This window comes from Streptomyces sp. NPDC051172 (assembly GCF_040682555.1).
GTDB lineage: Bacteria > Actinomycetota > Actinomycetes > Streptomycetales > Streptomycetaceae > Streptomyces.
Genome location: NZ_JBFBBE010000161.1, coordinates 1 through 16860, shown reverse-complemented (window position 1 = coordinate 16860; position 16860 = coordinate 1). Strand labels below are relative to the sequence as shown.

The window sequence follows — 16860 nt, the reverse complement described above, 5'->3', positions numbered from 1 at the left end:
GTCCTGGGGTTGCCCTTTGGGTTGTGGAGTTGTTGGGCAAATCCGCTGGTTTGCGGTGTTTTTTTGGGGGTAATTGTGTGCGGCCGGGGTGTTTTTTTTCCGGCCCCGCTACTTGTCATGCTCCCGGGGAAGGAATCGAACCCTCATTCAATGGACCAAAACCATTTGTCCTGCCTTTAGACGACCCGGGATGGTTCGTCCGCTATATCCGATTCGGCTGATCGGCTTCGCGTGTGGACACCACTATGCCGTACCAAGAGCCCTCGATGCGACGGTACAAGTCGGCACCCTTCAGGACTTTGACCACGAGGCAGCCTCGGTAGTTCTCGCCGACGTTCTTCCGGACCGTCCTGGGGTTGTGCCTCTTGAGGGTCGTCTTGTTGAAGGCGGAGCGGTCGGCGCAGACGAGGTCGGCCCAGTACTGCTCGGCGCCCGCTACGTCCGCTTTCTCGTGGATCATTACGGCGTATCGGAGGCGGTCACGTTCGACCCCCAGTAGGTCGAGCCAGGCCAGGAAGACCTGGATCATGCCCGGGTCGCTGTTGACGAAGGTGACGTTCTCGCGGCGCTGGTATGGCTTGTCTTTGCTGCCTTCGGCCCAGTAGAGCCCCACGCCCACCAAGAAGAGTTCCCGTGCTGACAGTGCACCGACTGCTTCCTTGGCGGCGTCCTTGGTCTGTTGGCGCTCCTCGTCTCGAAGCTGCAGTTTTGCCTCCCAACCCCGCCTGGCGATGGCCGCCGCCTCCTCGGAAGTGCGCTTGCGTTCCGGCTTCGGCAGATCCCGTACCCACAGCGAGATCGAACTCTTCGAGCACCCCAGCTCCACCTGGATCTGGTCGTACGTCCAGCCCTGGAGCCGGAGCTCCCTTGCCCGGTGTCGGAGGTCGTCCCTTGCGTTCGGGCGCTTCGTCCATTCCGGAGGGGGCTCGCCCTCCAGGAGGCGGTTGAGGATGTCGTTGTTGTCGACGTGCAGGCGGTCGCGGATCTGGCGGCGGCTGAGCCCTGCGCGCCGCAGCGCGACCGCCCGTTCCCGCAGTCCCTCGAAGTCGGCGTATTTGCCATCTGAATGTGCCATGGGCATACCGTCAGGGCGGAATCCGGGCTTCCGGGGGCGAACAATGTGCGATTCAGCAGTTCGAGGGATATCGGTCTGTTTCGCTTACGTTCGGTTACGGAGTGTGGTGTAGACCCATCGTGAAAACTCGCCGGAAAACGGGGTGTGGACGCCCGTAGGCTGGAGGCATGACCACGACGGGGGAAGTGCACGCGGCGGCCCGGGGAGGGCCGTGGTGGTGGGCCAGGTGGCGCAGTGCCGTGCTGGACGTGAGCTTGGCTTTTGTGTCCGCGGTGGAGTGTGCGTTCGAGGGTGTTCGGTTCGCTCGGGACGCGGGGATTCCGGTGGCCGCGGGGGTTGTGTTCGGGGTGTTGGCGGGCTCGGCGCTGCTTGTGAGGCGGCAGTGGCCGATTGCTGTGGTGTTGGTGTCGATCGCCATTACGCCGGCCCAGATGGGTTATCTGATGGGGGTCGTCGGGCTGTACACGCTCGCCGCCTCCGAACTGCCGCGGCGGATCATCGGTTCGCTGGCGGGGATGTCGCTCGTCGGCATGTTGATCGTGATGTTCGTGCGGGTGCGGCAGGACATGGCGCGGGGGTCATGGGATCTGGGGGACTGGTTCGTTCCGTTCGCTGCGATCACCACGGCGATCGGGATGACTGCGCCGCCTCTGCTTCTCGGGCTGTACGTCGGGGCTCGGCGCCGGCTGATGGAGAGCTTGCGGGAGCGGGCGGACAGTCTTGAGCGTGAGTTGCAGCTGCTGGCCGAGCGGGCCGAGGAGCGGGCCGAGTGGGCGCGGAACGAGGAGCGGACTCGGATTGCGCGGGAGATGCATGACGTGGTCGCGCATCGGGTGAGTCTGATGGTGGTGCATGCCGCTGCGTTGCAGGCCGTTGCCCGTAAGGACCCGGAGAAGGCCGTCAGGAATGCGGCGCTGGTGGGGGACATGGGGCGGCAGGCGTTGACCGAGTTGCGGGAGATGCTCGGGGTGCTGCGGAGTGGGGGCGGGGTGCGGGGGGCCGGGCAGTCTGTTCCCCTGGCGGCGGTGGGGGTGGCTGCTGCTGCGGCGGCTTCGAAGGCCGTGGATGAGGGGGAGGGGCCGTGCCTGGAGGAGTTGGAGGAGCTCGTCGGGCAGTCGGCGGCCGCGGGGATGGTGGTGGCGCTGTCCGTGGAGGGGGATGTGCGGTCGTATGCCGCTGAGGTCGAGCAGACCGCGTATCGCGTGGTGCAGGAGGCGTTGACGAACGTCCACAAGCATGCGGCGGGTGCGAAGACGTATGTGCGGCTTGCGCATCGGGTGTCGGAGATTGCGATGCAGGTGGAGAACGAGCCGCCGCCGGAGGTGGCTTCGGCGTCGTCGGCGCGGTTGCCGTCCGGGGGGAACGGTCTTGTGGGGATGAAGGAGCGGGTGACCGCGCTGGGTGGGGTGTTTGTGTCGGGGCCGACGGATGCGGGGGGTTTCCGGGTGTCGGCGGTGATTCCGGCGGCGTAGGGGCCGCTGGCTGTTTGCGGGGGTTCAGCCGGCTGTCAGTCGTACGGGTTCGATGCCTGAGACGAGGGCGCCGAGGGCTTGGTCGATGTCGGGGCCGAGGTACCAGTCGCCTGTGTGATCGAGGGCGTAGATGCGGCCTTCGGTGTCGACGGCGAGGAGGGAGTGGGTCTCTGTCTCGGTGCCGAGGGGGCTGACTTCGGTGTCGAGGGCGCGGCCGAGGTCGTTGAGGGTGCGGGCCATGTGGAGGCCGTGCAGGGGGTCGAGGTGGAGGGCTGCGGGGGCGATCTGGCGGCCGGGTCCGGTGGGTGTGATGTGGAGGCCGCCGAATTCGGCCCAGGCTTCTACGGCGGCGGGGAAGACGGCGTGGCGGTGGCCTGCGGGTGAGGTGTGGTCGCGGAGGGCGTCGGCCCAGATCTCGGCCTGTTTTATGTCCCAGCGTCCGGGTTGCCAGCCGGCGGCGCGGAGGGCGGCGTCGACGGGTACGGGGAAGCGCGTGGTCGAGGTGCGGTCGGGGTGCATCTGCTCTTCGATCGTCGAGTTCGCTGGGATCACGGTGCGGCGCGGGGCCGTGTTGTTTGTGGGGGTGGGTGTCAGCCGTCTGTTGCCGCGGGGTCGACGATGCGGACGCCGTAGTGGGCGCTGAGGGCGGTGCAGGCGCGGCAGGGGGTGGCGAAGCTGCCGTGGAGGGGGTCGCCGTCCTCGCGGATGCGGCGGGCGGTGAGTTTGGCCTGCTTGAGGGCTTTGCGGGCTTCGCCGTGGGTCATGGGTTTGCGGGTGGCGCGTTTGCTGCGGGCGGCGTCGGCGGCGGCTATGTGGCGGGAGATGAGGATGGTTTCGGCGCAGCGGCCGGTGAAGCGGTCGCGTTGGGCGCTGGGGAGGGTGTCGAGGAAGTCCTGGACGAGTGGGTGCAGGGGTGGGGGCTGGTCGCCGCGGGCGGCGGTGCCGGTGAGGGTGGCGCCGCGGACGGAGAGGGCGGCGGCGATGGTGGGGAGTATGCCGTCGCGGCGGTGGAGGAGGGTGGGCGCGTGGGGGGTTTCGGTGGCGCTCCAGCCGATGCGGGGGTCGCCGGACGGCCCGGTGTGCGGTGCCGTGTGTGGTCCCGTCTGCGTCGCGTTCATGATCGTCATCCCCTCCCGAGCCTCCCCCGGAGGTCACAGAGTGCCAAATGCCGTGGCTCCTGCGGAAGCTGGGGCGGTGCGACACGCCCGGGTTTGGGCGGGCTGTCACGGCGGGGTGACGGCTGGTCACGGAAGCGGAGGGTGGCTGACCGGTGCCCGGTGACCGGTGCGGTCGTACCGCATAGGCTGTCGGCACCGCGATCCACGCGGCGGACGTGTGGAGAGGGTTGTACAGGAGATACGGGGCGGGTTGGCCGGTGGCGGTCATCGCGGTCCGTAACGAACGCCGCAGGGGGCAACCGCCATGACGACAGGTCGGCTCGGGCAGCAAGCCGCGCCGCCGAACGCGGCTTATGCCGGGCAGGTCGTGCATTTCCCGGATCCGGTCCGGGCGGCACGTCACCCGAGAGGGGTACGTGTGGATGAGCGCGGTTACCCCGACTTCTCGCCCTATGCCCGTGCTGCTGCGGAGATCGCGGAGCCGCCGGAGGGTTTCGGTGTCGACGAGTTGCGGCTGACGGACTACGTCTCGGCGAATGCGGCGCTTGCCGCCTCCGGTCATGAACTGTGGGACACGGTGCCGGCGGTGGCGACGCCGCACGGCTGGACGTGGCATCACGTGGTGGGTTCGCGGCGGCTGGAGTTGGTGCCGGTCGAGGTGAAGGCGTTGCTGCGGCATCACGGTGGGATCGCGACGGCGGCGGTGGATCAGGGCAAGCGGGGGACGCGGCCGTTGCAGGAGACGCGGCCGGCGCATTTCGGGTTGCCGAAGTCGGGTGTGGCGGTGACGGAGTCGCAGGTGCAGGGGGTCGAGGAGGACCTCGGGTATCGGTTGCCGGGTGCGTACCGTTCGTTTCTGAAGGCTGCGGGTGGGTGTGCGCCGGTGGGTGCGGCGCTGGACGCCGAGTTGGGGCTGTTGGTGGACCAGCCGTTCTTCACGGTGCGGGACGAGGCGGCGGTCAATGATCTGGTCTACGTCAACAAGTGTCTGCGTGACCATCTGACCAAGGATTACTTGGGTGTTGGGTTTGTGCAGGGCGGGTTGCTGGCGTTGAAGGTGAAGGGCGAGCGGCCCGGTTCGGTGTGGTTCTGTGCGTATGACGACGCGCGGGACGTGGATCCTTCGTGGGCGCCGGCGGATCGGGTGCAGCGGTTGTTGCTGCCGTGCGGTGAGGACTTCGACGCGTTCTTGTCGCGGCTTGCGGGGAATCCGCCGGAGCTGGAGACGGTGGCGAATCTGATGGTGGACGGCGGGTTCGCGCATTCCGTTCCGGTCTCTTCCGTCTCTTCGGTGGGGGAGTGAGCGTTGCGATGGTGACCTTCGCGCAGGCGCAGGAGCGCGCCGAGGAGTGGATCAACGGGGATGTGCCGGCGTATCAGCATCGTGAGGTGCGGGTGCGGGAGTTCGGGCTCGGGTTCGTGGTGTGGGCCGAGGACCGGGCGGAGGGTCCGCGTTCGGACGGGGGTCTGCAGCGGCTGGTGATCGCCCGGGACAGTGGTGAGGCGACGCTGTGGCCTTCGCTGCCGGTGGGTGAGGTGATTCGCCGGTACGAGGAGGAGTACGGCCGGCGGGACGAGGCTGCGGAGCGGGTGCCGGCGGCTTCGGCGCGGGTGGATCTGAATCAGACGTCGTTCCTGTTGAGTCCGCCGGAGTGGTTGCAGGAGGCGGCGGACAAGTTGGGGATGGCGGATCGGCGGGGCGGTGCGGCTGCTTCGTCGGGTGGTGGAGCGGCGTGGCCGGAGGCCGGGGCGAGTGGTGACGCGCCGAGTGCGCCCGCGGGGCCGACTCCCTGGGCGGGGACGGACACCAACGGCGGTGGCGAGGACCTTTCCGTTCCGCTGCCCGCGACCGTGTTCGCGCCGCCGTTGAACGATGCGGGCGAGGAGACGCCGCCGGACGCCGAGACGGCCCTGATGGCGGGCGGCAGCCGGCTTCCGCGGACCACGGAGGAGTCGGCGCTTGATGAGCCGGCGGCTTCGGGTGGTACGCCTGCGGCGCCGCCGGGCTATGGGTATCCGCAGGGTGCGGCAGCGCAGGGGGCGCCGCCTCCGCCGCCGGCCCCTCCGTCGTACGGCTATCCGCAGCCGGGTGCCGGGGCTCCGCCCGCGCCTTCTTACGGCTACCCGCAGGCGCCGGGGCGGCCGCCGGCCCCGAATGCCGGGGACATCGCCGACGCGGCGACGAGCAAGGCGGCTCCTCAGTCGCGCCGGGGTTCGTCCACGCCGCCTCCGCCGAGCGCTCCGGGAACGCCGGGTGCGCGGCCTGGCAGCGCGCCGCCGCCTCCGCCGGGACCCGGTGCGGGCGGGTACGTACCGACGCAGCTGGTGTCGGCGCTCGGCCCCGACGGGCCTGAGGGGGTTGCGCCCACTCCGCCGGGCCCGAATGCGCCGACTCCCCCGGGTGTCCCCCACCCGCCCGGCGCGCCGAACGCGCCCGGCGGCCCGCCTCCGGCCAACGTCCACCAAGCCGCCACGATGCTCGCCGACCCCGGCCGGATGGGGCCGGGGGCACCGCAGCCTCCGGGGGCGCCGGGTATTCCGGGTGCGGGTGCACCGCAGCCTCCGGGTGCCCCCGGCGGTCCGGGTGCGCCTGGCGGGCAGGTGTTTCCGGGCGCCCCGGGTGCACCGAGCGCGCCCGGCGCTCCCTTCGCCTCGGGTGCTCCTGGCATGGGTGCCCCGCCCCAGCCTCCTGCGGCTCCGGGGGCGCCCGGCGCGCCTGGTGTTCCGCAGGCGCCGGGTGCCACTGGCACGCCCGCAGGCCCCGGCTTCCCGCCGCCTCCCGGTGCTCCGGGTGGTCCTGGCTTCCCGCCGCCTCCTGGTGGACCTGGTGGTTCTGGTGGTTCTGGGCCTTCCGGTGCTCCGGGTGGCTCGGGCGCCCCGCAGCCTCCGATGGGCCCCGGTGCTCCGGGTGGTCCTGGCTTCCCGCCGCCTCCCGGTGGTCCGGGGGCTCCTGGTTTTCCGCAGCCGCAGGGCGCTCCGGGTGCACCCGCGACCCCGGGCACCCCGCCGCCTCCCGGCGCCCCCGGCTTCCCGCAGCCGCCGGGCGTCCCCGGCACCCAGCCGCCCCCTGGCGCTCCCGGCGCTCCCTCCGGTGGTCGAGGTGCCGTACACCATGCGGAGACCGTGCTTGCCGGGCCCCCCGTAGGCGCACCCGGTGCGCCCCCGCCGCCGGTGCCCGGCGCCCCCCAGCCCCCCGCATACGGCTACCCGCAGCCGCAGGGGCAGCCCACCGTGGGGCCCGGTTATCAGGCCGTGCTTCGGTACCGGGCGCAGGACGGGTCCGAGCAGCAGTTGATTCGGCGGTCGGCGCCGGGTGTGCCGCATCCGGAGTGGCAGATCTTCCATGAGCTGCGCGGCATGAACGTGCCGCCGGACCAGGTGCTGGAGCTGCACACGGAGCTGGAGTCGTGCGAGCTGCCGGGCGCGTACTGTGCGCGGATGATCCGGGAGCAGTGGCCGCAGGCGCGGATCACGTCCATCGCGCCGTACGGGACGGATCACGCGAGCCGGCAGCAGGGCATGCAGCAACTGCTGGCGCACCAGGGCGAGTTGCACCAGGTGGCGGACGGGCCGGCCCGTCCTGCTCCGGTGCGGGCGCCGTTGCCGCCGGTGCAGTCGGCGCCGCCGATTCCGCCGGAGGCGGTGGGGCAGGAGCTGGCGGGTGCGTTCGGGCCGGGTGTGTTCCGGTTCGAGCAGGCCGCCGTGTCCCGGCAGGGTGTGCCGCCGGTCGTGGCGCACTCGCTGGTGGCGGCGGGGCTGCCGACGGACATGGGTCCGTTCTTCTGGGCGCAGGCCCAGCCGGGGCGGCCGGTGCCGACGCTCGCCGAACTCGCGCAGGAGCGCGGTGTGCAGCCGGCCCCGGACGCGGGCTCGTATCTCGTCATGGGCAGCGACTTCGGCCGGGCGGTGTGTGTGCAGTACGGCACCGCGAACATCGTGGCCGTACCGGTGGAGGCCGGGCCCGGCGGTGCGCCCGTGCCGCCGCAGTTCGTGAACACGGGGCTGCCCGAGTTCCAGCGGTGTCTGGCGCTGCTGGGCCGGATGTGGCGGCTCAGGTTCGGTCTGAACCAGGAGCAGGCGGGCCGTTGGACCGTCGACTTCCAGGCCCAGCTGGCCTCCCTCGACCCGGCGGCGCTCGGTTCGCCGGAGAGCTGGTGGTCGGTGCTGCTGGAGCAGATGTGGGACGGGCTGCTGTGATGCACCGCTGCTGAGGAACCTGGGCTGCTTGCTGCGGGGCCGGGCCGGTCGTTGTGACCGGCCCGGCCCTTTTGCGTTCGTACGCCGATCGCGATCCGCCTACGGAGTGTCGCGTTATGAACACTTCTGCCCGATATATCAAGATGTGCGCGAAATCATCATTGCGCGCCCGTACGGCGGAGAGTTCGGCGGAGAGGGGTTCCAGGATGAGCAGCACACCGATCTCGCCCCATGGCTTCGGGGCCGTACGGGGGCGCGGCTACTGCCCTGAACAGGTCGAAGCGTTCGCCGAGGCGCTCTCCCTGGACCGGGACGCCGCCTGGGAGCGGGCGGCCCGGCTCACCGTCCTCGCCAAGGACATGGAGGCGGAGGCGGCGATGCTGCGGGAGACCGTGTCGCAGCTGACCCCCCAGACGTATGAGGCGCTCGGGGAGGGCGCCCGGGACCTCTTCCGGCATGTGCAGGAGGAGGCCGCGGCCGTAGGAGAGCGCGCCCGGCAGGAGGCGCAGCGCCTGGTGGAGGCCGCCCAGGCGCACGCGAGCAGCGTGCTCGACGCCGCTCAGGCGCACGCCGAGGCGGTACTCGCCGAGGCCGAGGAACACGCCGGTCAGCGGCTGCTCGCGGCCCGTGCCGAGGCCGACGAGATCCGCATCGGCGCCCGGCAGGCGCTGAAGGAGGGCCGGGGCGAGGTGCTGTCCTTGCTCAGGGAGGCACGGCAGCGCGCCACCGTGAAACTCGCCGAGCAGGCCCAGGAGTTCGCCGAGCGGTGGGACGAGGTGGAGCGGGACGAGGCCGAGCGGGCGGCGGCGATCGATGCGCACAGCGCCGGGCTGACGGCTCGGGCGGAGGCCGAGCTGACCGAGGCGAGGCGGGAGTTCATGGAGGCGGAGGAGTACGCCCACCGCTGCCAGGAGGAGGCGAACGCACGCGCCGCGGAGATCCTCGCGGCGGCGCGGCGGCAGGAGGAGCAGATCGCCCGGGAGACGGAGCAGGTGCTGCAGCAGCACAGCGAGCAGTCCGACGAGATGCAGGTCCAGATGGACAACGTACGCAACAGTCTTACGGCGTTGACGGGTTCGGCGTCGGGGGAGTGACGGGCGGGACGGAGGCGCCCGGCACGGGCCGCGCCTCCGTCCCGCCGACCACGTTCGGCGTCGCCTGCGTGCCGCAGGCCCGTCACCCGCTTCTGCGTACCGCTCCTGCCAGGATCCACCCCTCGACGGCCTCGTACTGGCGCCGCTGTTCCTCCGACGCCCGCTGGCCGGAGGCCACTGTGCCGAGCCAGCCGAAGGCGAAGCCCAGGGGGATCGTCACCAGGCCGGTGGTCGTGAACGGGAACCAGTTGAAGTCGGCGTCGGGGAAGGCGGAGACCGGGGAGCCGGAGACCAGGTTGGTGCCCGGCATGATCAGCAGGACCGCGAGCGTGCCGCCGATCAGCGTGCACAGCAGGCCCATGCGGGTGTAGCGGCGCCAGAAGAGGCTGTAGACCAGGGCGGGGGCGATCGCGGAGGCGCCCAGGCAGAAGGACAGGGTCACCAGGGGCTGCAGGCTGCGGTGCTGGACCAGGGTGGCCAGCAGGATCGCCGGGATGCCCACCGCGAGGGCCGAGACGCGGGCCAGCAGCATCTCGCGGCGCTCCGACAGCTCCTGCACCCGGGCGGCGAAGACGTCGTGGGCGAGGGAGTTGGCGCAGGCGAGGATCATCCCGGCGACCGAGGCGAGCAGGGTCAGGAAGATCGCCGTGGTGACCGTGGTGAACAGGAACGTCTCCGACGTCGACACGCTCGCACCGAAGGCCGCCCGTGAGCCGAGCAGATAGGCCGTGTTGCCCCGCGGGTCGGCCTGCGCGATCACCGCCCGGCCGATCAGCGCCGTCGCGCCGAACCCGACGACCGTCATGATGAGCACGAACAGCACCACCGAGGACACCGCCCACGACATCGAGCGTCGCACCTGGCGGGCGCTGCGCGCGGTGTACATGCGCATGGTGACGTGCGGCAGACAGGCGCCGCCGAGGACGACCGTGAGCTCCGAAGTGATCATGTCCAGGCGGGGGTTGGAGCTGCCCGCGAACTCGACGCCGGAATGCAGGAAGGCGGAGCCGACCCCGCTCTGCGCGGCCGCGGCGTTGAACAGCGCTCCCGGGTCCCAGTCGAAGCGCTGCAGCACCAGCAGGGCGACCACGGCGCCCGAGCCGAGCAGCATCACGATCTTCAGGATCTGGATGAGGGCGGTGCCCTTCATGCCGCCGATCGCCGCGTAGCTGATCATCAGGGCGCCGAGCCCGATGATGCAGCCGGTCTTCAGCGAGTCGCCGGAGAAACCGAGGATGAACGCCAGCAGCTGCCCGGTGCCCGCCAGTTGGACCAGCATCAGCGGCAGCAGTGCGGCGATGGTGACCACGCAGGCGGTGATACGTACTCCGCGGCCCGGCATACGGCGGGCCAGCGCGTCCCCCATGGTGAACCGGCCCGCGTTGCGCAGGGGTTCGGCCAGCAGGAACATCAGCAGCATCAGCGACAGTGCGGTGCTCAGGGCGAGAGCGATCCCGTCGTAGCCGCACAGGGCGATCACGCCGCCCGTGCCGAGCACGCTCGCCGCGGAGATGTAGTCGCCGGCGATGGCGAGGCCGTTGCGCATGGGCGAGAGGGAGCCGTAGCCGGTGTAGAACTCGTCGAGGTCGTCGCCGTCCGGGCCGGTCATCACGCACAGCAGCAGGGTGATCGCGGCGACGGTGGAGAAGGCGACGAGGGACATGGCCTGGGCGTTTCCGCTGAACCCGGTGGTCATCGCGCCGCCTCCCGCTTGGCGTCCAGCTCGGCCTGCTTGCGGATGCGCTCCGCGATCGGGTCGACGTAGCGGCGGGCCGTGTGCTCGTACAGCCCGATCGCCAGCCAGGTGACGGGTATCTGGAGCAGGCCCAGCAGCAGCCCGGTGGGCAGTCCGTCGGTGACGGTGGTCGTCATGAACGACGGGGCGAACGCCGACAGGATCAGGAACAGCGTGAAGTAGCCGAGTGCGGTGAGGGTGGCGGTGCGCCGCTGCCAGCGGTACGCACTGCGCAGGATCCGCAGATCGCTGTGGTGGCCGAGAGGGGCCTGGGGCGGGCGGCGCCGTCGGGCCGGTTCGGGCGGCGGGGTGGGCGGCATCCACGGGTAGGTGGCCTCGTACGGCAGGGACGTGTTCTGCGGTGCATGGCGGTACGGGTACGACGGGGACCGGTCGTAGGACATCCCGGTGCTCCTTGCGTGGCTCGGGTCCTGTGCGGGGACCGCAGGGAGATTGGGGGGCGGTGCGGAGCCACGCACGCTACTCGCCGGTTTCCGGTCGCGCGGCGTTTTCACCAAACTGGCCGGTCGGTATGCGCTTACTACGCTGACCTGCGGTGTTACCCGCGTTAACTCGGACTTTTGCGGCCGAAGACGGGTCGAGGCCCGCGCCGTGGACCGTCAGTCCTTGAGCACGGGGAAGCGGCGCGGGGCGAGGAACAGCAGCACCAGGAAGGCCGCGGCGGCCGCGCACCCGGCGCCCAGATACACCGCGTGCACCGCGTCCGCGATCGCCCGCCGCGTGGCCTGAGGCACCACACCCCCGTCCAGGCCCCGGGTCACCGAGTCCAGGTCGCTCGCACCGCCCAGCCGGCCGGCGAGCACCCCGTTGGCCACCGCGCCGAACACCGACGCCCCGATGGTCTGGCCGGTCTGGCGGCAGAACAGCACCGACGCCGTGGTCGTGCCGCGCTCCGCCCACTCCACCGTCGACTGCACGCCCACGATCAGCGGGAGCTGGAACAGGCCCAGGGCCGCGCCGAGCAGCAGCATCAGCAGGGCCGGCTGCCACGCCCGGCCCGGATAGGGCAGGAACGGGAACGCGAACAGGATCAGCGCCGCCGTCCCGATGCCCAGCATCGCGGTGTTGCGGAAGCCGATCCGCCGGTACACGTGCTGGCTCAGCGCCGCCGAGACCGGCCAGCTCAGCGTCCAGACGGACAGGACGAAGCCGGCCGCCACCGGGGCCAGGCCCAGCACGGACTGCGCGTATGTCGGCAGGAACACGCTCGGTGCCACCATCAGCAGTCCCAGCGCCCCCAGGGCGAGATTGACCGCCGCGATCGTACGGCGCCGCCACACCCAGCCGGGGATGATCGGCTCAGCCGCCCGGCGTTCGACCAGGACCACCACCCCGGCCAGCGCAAGTCCCGTACCGAACAAGGCCGTTGACGGACCCGACAGCCAGGGCCAGGCCACCCCGCCCTGCACCAGGGCCGTCAGCAGGACGCCCCCGCACGCGAACACCGCCAGCGCACCCGCCCAGTCGATACGGGCAGGCTCGGCCGACTTGCGCTGCGGCTCGTGCAGATGACGGACGACCAGCCACAACGCCACAGCGCCGATGGGGAGGTTGACCAGGAAGATCCAGCGCCAGTCCGCATAGGCGGCCAGGACACCTCCCACCCCCGGGCCGGCCACCGCCGACACCGCCCACACCGTGGACAGCTTGGACTGGATCTTCGGGCGGTCCTTGAGCGGGTAGAGGTCGGCGGCGAGCGTCTGCACCGTGCCCTGGAGCGCTCCGCCGCCCAGGCCCTGGAGGATGCGGAAAGCGATCAGCGCGCCCATGTTCCAGGCCACCGCGCACAGCAGCGAGCCGGCCAGGAACACCGAGGCGCCCGCTATCAGGACCGGCTTGCGGCCGAAGGTGTCCGACAGCTTGCCGTACACCGGGAGCGTCACCGTCACGGCGAGCAGATAGCCGGAGAACAGCCAGGAGAAGACCGAGAAACCGCCCAGGTCTCCGACGATCTGCGGGACGGCTGTCGAGACGATCGTGGCGTCGAGGGCGGCGAGCGCCATGGCGAGCATGAGGGCGGCGACCACGGCGCCGCGTCTGTGCGTGTCCTGCGTGCGCTCCGTCGCAGCCGTCCGTATCCCGGCCTCCCCCTGGTCCACAGGATTCCTTCCCGTTGCATTCCCCTTGCATCCATCTGCCGCCGAACAGCTTCCCACTCGGCCCGCCCGTCGCCCGACCCCCACCCCTCAACGACGCGCTTCGCGCGGCACCTGTCGATTGCGACGGGAGGGTGGAAGCCGACTGGGCCGGAGGGTGGACCGCAACCCCGAGAACGTCTCCACCCGTCGGTGGACTGCCCCTAGGGGTTCCTCCGTACTACGGCCCGGGGAGGGTTCGTACCGCCGGAGGAGGAGAACGGCCGGGGGGCGTCCTTAACCTGGTTTCACGTCGCTGGGGCGCCGGTGAGGGGTGGTTGACCGAACCGGCGGGGGTGGGGTTTTCCCCAGTACAAGAGGGTGCCGAGCACCAGCGCGCCGGACCCCTCTGCGAGGCCAGACTCATTCGCGTAACCAGCACAGCACATCCGGCAGGACCGGTCCGACGCAGCACTCGTGCGTCATCTTCACAACCGACATAGGAGATTTACCATGACTTCGGCCGTGACCATTCCCAGGCACGGGGGCACTGGAGGGCGTACGGCCGTAGCCGCGCGGGCGCGGCAGGTCGTGAAGGCGTACGGGGCCGGCGAGACCCGTGTCGTCGCCCTCGACCACGTGGACGTCGACATCGCCCGTGGGCAGTTCACCGCGATCATGGGCCCCTCGGGGTCCGGCAAGTCCACCCTCATGCACTGCCTGGCCGGGCTCGACACCGTCTCCTCGGGGCAGATCTACCTCGACGAGACCGAGATCACCGGGCTCAAGGACAAGAAGCTCACCAAGCTGCGCCGGGACCGGATCGGGTTCATCTTCCAGGCGTTCAACCTGCTGCCGACGCTGAACGCGCTCGAGAACATCACGCTGCCCATGGACATCGCCGGGCGCAAGCCCGACAAGCAGTGGCTGGCGCGGGTCGTGGACACCGTCGGGCTGAGCGACCGGCTCAAGCACCGGCCCACCCAGCTCTCCGGCGGTCAGCAGCAGCGCGTGGCCGTGGCCCGGGCGCTGGCCGCGCGGCCCGAGATCATCTTCGGTGACGAGCCGACCGGAAACCTCGACTCCCGTGCCGGAGCAGAGGTGTTGGGCTTCCTGCGCAGGTCGGTCGACGAGCTCGGGCAGACCATCGTGATGGTCACGCACGACCCGGTGGCGGCCTCGTATGCGGACCGGGTGCTGTATCTCGCCGACGGCAGGATCGTCGACGAGATGTACAAGCCGACCGCGGACGCCGTCCTCGACCGTATGAAGGACTTCGACGCCCGGGGGCGCACGTCATGACCGTGCTGAAGACTTCGATGCGCAACTTCTTCGCGCACAAGGGGCGAATGGCCCTGTCGGCCGTTGCCGTCCTGCTGTCCGTCGCCTTCGTCTGTGGAACTCTCGTTTTCACGGACACCATGAATTCGACCTTCGACAAGCTGTTCCAGGCCACTTCCTCCGACGTGACCGTCAGCGCCAAGGGCGCCTCGGACAGCGGGGAGACGACCTCCGACAACGGCAGGCCGCCGGTCATGCCGGCCTCCGTGGTCGCCGAGGTGCGCGCCGCGCAGGGTGTGAAGGCGGCGGAAGGGACCGTCTTCTCCACCTCCGTGACCGTCGTCGACGCCCAGAAGGACAGCCTGTCGCCGAGCGGCGGCGGTCCGATCATCGTCGGGAACTGGAACGGCAACGACGCCCGCACCATGAAGATCAGCTCCGGTACGGCGCCCAAGGGGCCGGACCAGGTGATGGTCGACAAGGACACCGCCGACAAGCACCACCTGAAGCTCGGTGACTCGCTCAGCGTGATCAGCGCGATCGGCACGCACAACGCGAAGATCTCCGGCATCGCGGACTTCCAGGTCACCAACCCCGGCGCGGCGATCTTCTACCTGGACACCAGGACGGCGCAGGAGACACTTGTCGGCAGGACCGGCGTCTACACGAACGTCAACGTCACCGCCGCGTCCGGAACGACCGACCCGCAGCTGAAGAAGAACGTCGTCGCGGCGCTCGGCACCGGCTACAAGGTGCAGACCGCCAAGGAGACCGCCGACGCCAACCAGAAGAACATCGAGGGCTTCATGAACGTCATGAAGTACGCGATGCTCGGCTTCGCCGGGATCGCCTTCCTCGTCGGCATCTTCCTGATCATCGACACCTTCTCGATGCTGGTCGCCCAGCGGACCCGTGAGATCGGCCTGATGCGGGCCATCGGGTCCAGCCGCAAGCAGGTCAACCGGTCGGTGCTCGCCGAGGCACTGCTGCTCGGCGTCTTCGGGTCCGTGCTCGGTGTCGGCGCGGGTGTCGGCCTCGCGGTCGGCCTGATGAAGCTCATGGGCCAGATGGGCATGCACCTGTCGACCAGTGACCTGACGGTCGCCTGGACGACCCCGGTGGTCGGTCTCCTGCTCGGCGTCGTCGTCACCGTCCTCGCCGCCTACCTGCCCGCCCGCCGGGCCGGCAAGGTCTCCCCGATGGCCGCACTGCGCGACGCCGGCGCCCCCGCCGACGCCAAGGCGGGCCGCATACGGGCCCTGGTGGGCCTGGTCCTCACCGGCGCCGGCGGCTACAGCCTGTACCTGGCCGCCAATGTCGACAAGGCGAAGGACGGCTCGCTGTGGCTGGGCCTCGGCGTCGTGTTGTCGCTCATCGGGTTCGTCGTCATCGGCCCGCTCCTCGCGGGCGGCGTGGTGCGCGTCCTCGGCGCCGTACTGCTGCGGGCCTTCGGACCGGTCGGACGGATGGCCGAACGCAACGCGCTGCGCAACCCGCGCCGTACGGGCGCCACGGGCGCCGCCCTGATGATCGGCCTCGCCCTGGTCGCCTGCCTCTCGGTGGTCGGCTCCTCCATGGTCGCCTCCGCGACGGACCAGCTCGACAAGACCGTCGGCACGGACTTCATCATCCAGTCCGACGGCAGCCAGCTCGTCACACCGCAGGCCGTCAAGGCCGTGAAGGACACGCCCGGCCTGGCGCGGGTCACCGAGTACCGGACGGCCAAGGCCGACTACACGACGCCCGACGGCAAGACCCTCAAGGACACCGACATCACGGCGGCCGACCCGACGTACGCGACCGACCTGCGCAAGAAGACCGTCGCAGGAAACCTCAAGGACGCCTATCTGCCGGACTCGATGTCCGTGCACGAGAAGTTCGCCAAGGCGCACGGCATCCACCTCGGCTCGAAGATCGACATCAGGTTCAAGGACAGCGCCACCACCGCGCACCTGACCGTGCGCGCGATCACCACCAGCGACGACGTCATCGACCAGGGTGCGAAGTACACCTCCATCGCCACGCTCGCCAAGTACGTGCCGGCCGACAAGATGCCCCTGGACCAGCTGGTCTTCGCCACCGCCAAGGACGGACAGCAGGACGCCGCGTACAAGTCGCTGAAGTCCGCGCTGCACGACTACCCGCAGTACAAGGTGCGCGACCAGACCGACTACAAGCAGGCGCTGAAGGACCAGATCGGCCAACTGCTGAACATGATCTACGGCCTGCTGGCCCTCGCGATCATCGTCGCGATCCTCGGTGTCGTGAACACCCTGGCGCTGTCGGTGGTCGAGCGGACCAGGGAGATCGGCCTGATGCGGGCGATCGGCCTGTCGCGGCGGCAGCTGCGCCGGATGATCCGCATGGAGTCCGTGGTGATCGCCCTGTTCGGCGCCCTGCTCGGCCTCGGCCTGGGCATGGGCTGGGGCGCGACGGCCCAGCAACTGCTGGCCCTGGAGGGCCTGAAGGTCCTCGAAATCCCGTGGTCCACCCTGATCTCGGTCTTCCTCGGCTCGGCCTTCGTGGGCCTGTTCGCCGCCCTGATCCCGGCCTTCCGGGCGGGCCGCATGAACGTACTGAACGCGATCGCCACCGAATAGCCACCGCAGACGGGGGTTGCGGGGGAGCGCCCGGTGCCGGTGAGTCTTGGGGGACTCGCCGGTGCCGGGCAGTTGCCTGTTCTCTTCTGCCGCCGGCCGGGGCTTGATCTTTCAGCCCGTCATGGGGGTCCCCCCGCTCGAGCGAAGCCGAGAGTGGGGGAGTTTGAGGACGAGGCCGTTCAGGCCGAAAGC

The 16860-nt window shown here is 70.3% G+C and carries 12 protein-coding genes and 1 tRNA gene; 6 read left to right on the top strand and 7 right to left on the bottom strand.

The genetic code is table 11. The features are described 5' to 3' along the window. Nucleotides 1–120 precede the first annotated feature (120 nt). Both AB0N07_RS45545 and AB0N07_RS45540 read right to left on the bottom strand, forming a co-directional pair. Nucleotides 121–191 (bottom strand) — tRNA-Gln (locus AB0N07_RS45545). 11 nt (nucleotides 192–202) lie between these two features. Then, nucleotides 203–1075, bottom strand: coding sequence for a hypothetical protein (locus AB0N07_RS45540; protein ID WP_365845934.1), 873 nt, complete (start codon nucleotides 1073–1075; stop codon nucleotides 203–205). 167 nt (nucleotides 1076–1242) lie between these two features. Between AB0N07_RS45540 and AB0N07_RS45535 the strand changes: the two genes are divergently transcribed. Continuing rightward, nucleotides 1243–2547 (top strand): histidine kinase, encoded by a 1305-nt coding sequence (locus AB0N07_RS45535; RefSeq protein WP_365845929.1) that lies wholly within the window; start codon nucleotides 1243–1245, stop codon nucleotides 2545–2547. A 24-nt stretch (nucleotides 2548–2571) separates the two neighbouring features. Here the strand turns inward: AB0N07_RS45535 and AB0N07_RS45530 are convergent, their stop codons facing one another. Together AB0N07_RS45530 and AB0N07_RS45525 are read right to left on the bottom strand one after the other, a co-directional pair. After that, the gene (locus AB0N07_RS45530) at nucleotides 2572–3066 is read right to left on the bottom strand and encodes an SUKH-3 domain-containing protein (protein WP_365845933.1); all 495 of its coding nucleotides are present in this window, start codon (nucleotides 3064–3066) and stop codon (nucleotides 2572–2574) included. 71 nt (nucleotides 3067–3137) lie between these two features. Continuing rightward, a complete protein-coding gene (locus AB0N07_RS45525; RefSeq protein WP_344402179.1) occupies nucleotides 3138–3674 on the bottom strand; it encodes a YwqJ-related putative deaminase in 537 nt (178 codons plus the stop codon). A 295-nt stretch (nucleotides 3675–3969) separates the two neighbouring features. Here AB0N07_RS45525 and AB0N07_RS45520 point away from each other — a divergent pair, with 295 nt between their 5' ends. The 3 genes from AB0N07_RS45520 (at nucleotide 3970) to AB0N07_RS45510 (ending at nucleotide 8956) form a co-directional block, all read left to right on the top strand. Continuing rightward, nucleotides 3970–4968, top strand: a complete 999-nt coding sequence (locus AB0N07_RS45520) for an SMI1/KNR4 family protein (protein ID WP_365845926.1) — start codon at nucleotides 3970–3972, stop codon at nucleotides 4966–4968. Between the two features lie 8 nt (nucleotides 4969–4976). After that, complete coding sequence (locus AB0N07_RS45515) at nucleotides 4977–7862, top strand: SUKH-4 family immunity protein (protein ID WP_365845931.1); 2886 nt, start codon at nucleotides 4977–4979, stop codon at nucleotides 7860–7862. Between the two features lie 206 nt (nucleotides 7863–8068). Next, nucleotides 8069–8956, top strand: a complete 888-nt coding sequence (locus tag AB0N07_RS45510) for a cellulose-binding protein (RefSeq protein WP_365845924.1) — start codon at nucleotides 8069–8071, stop codon at nucleotides 8954–8956. Nucleotides 8957–9038: 82 nt separating this feature from the next. Here the strand turns inward: AB0N07_RS45510 and AB0N07_RS45505 are convergent, their stop codons facing one another. The 3 genes from AB0N07_RS45505 to AB0N07_RS45495 form a co-directional block, all read right to left on the bottom strand. Then, nucleotides 9039–10652, bottom strand: coding sequence for a cation acetate symporter (locus AB0N07_RS45505; protein WP_365845922.1), 1614 nt, complete (start codon nucleotides 10650–10652; stop codon nucleotides 9039–9041). Continuing rightward, nucleotides 10649–11095 (bottom strand): DUF485 domain-containing protein, encoded by a 447-nt coding sequence (locus tag AB0N07_RS45500; protein ID WP_365845919.1) that lies wholly within the window; start codon nucleotides 11093–11095, stop codon nucleotides 10649–10651. The genes AB0N07_RS45505 and AB0N07_RS45500 overlap by 4 nt, the downstream gene beginning before the upstream one ends. Nucleotides 11096–11311: 216 nt before the next feature. Next, entirely contained in the window at nucleotides 11312–12811 is a 1500-nt protein-coding gene (locus AB0N07_RS45495) for an MFS transporter (RefSeq protein WP_365845916.1), read from the bottom strand. A 489-nt stretch (nucleotides 12812–13300) separates the two neighbouring features. Between AB0N07_RS45495 and AB0N07_RS45490 the strand changes: the two genes are divergently transcribed. After that, on the top strand, nucleotides 13301–14089 hold the full coding sequence (locus AB0N07_RS45490; RefSeq protein WP_365845913.1) for an ABC transporter ATP-binding protein: 789 nt from the start codon (nucleotides 13301–13303) through the stop codon (nucleotides 14087–14089). After that, entirely contained in the window at nucleotides 14086–16668 is a 2583-nt protein-coding gene (locus tag AB0N07_RS45485) for an FtsX-like permease family protein (protein WP_365845911.1), read from the top strand. The genes AB0N07_RS45490 and AB0N07_RS45485 overlap by 4 nt, the downstream gene beginning before the upstream one ends. The last annotated feature ends 192 nt before the right edge of the window (nucleotides 16669–16860 follow it).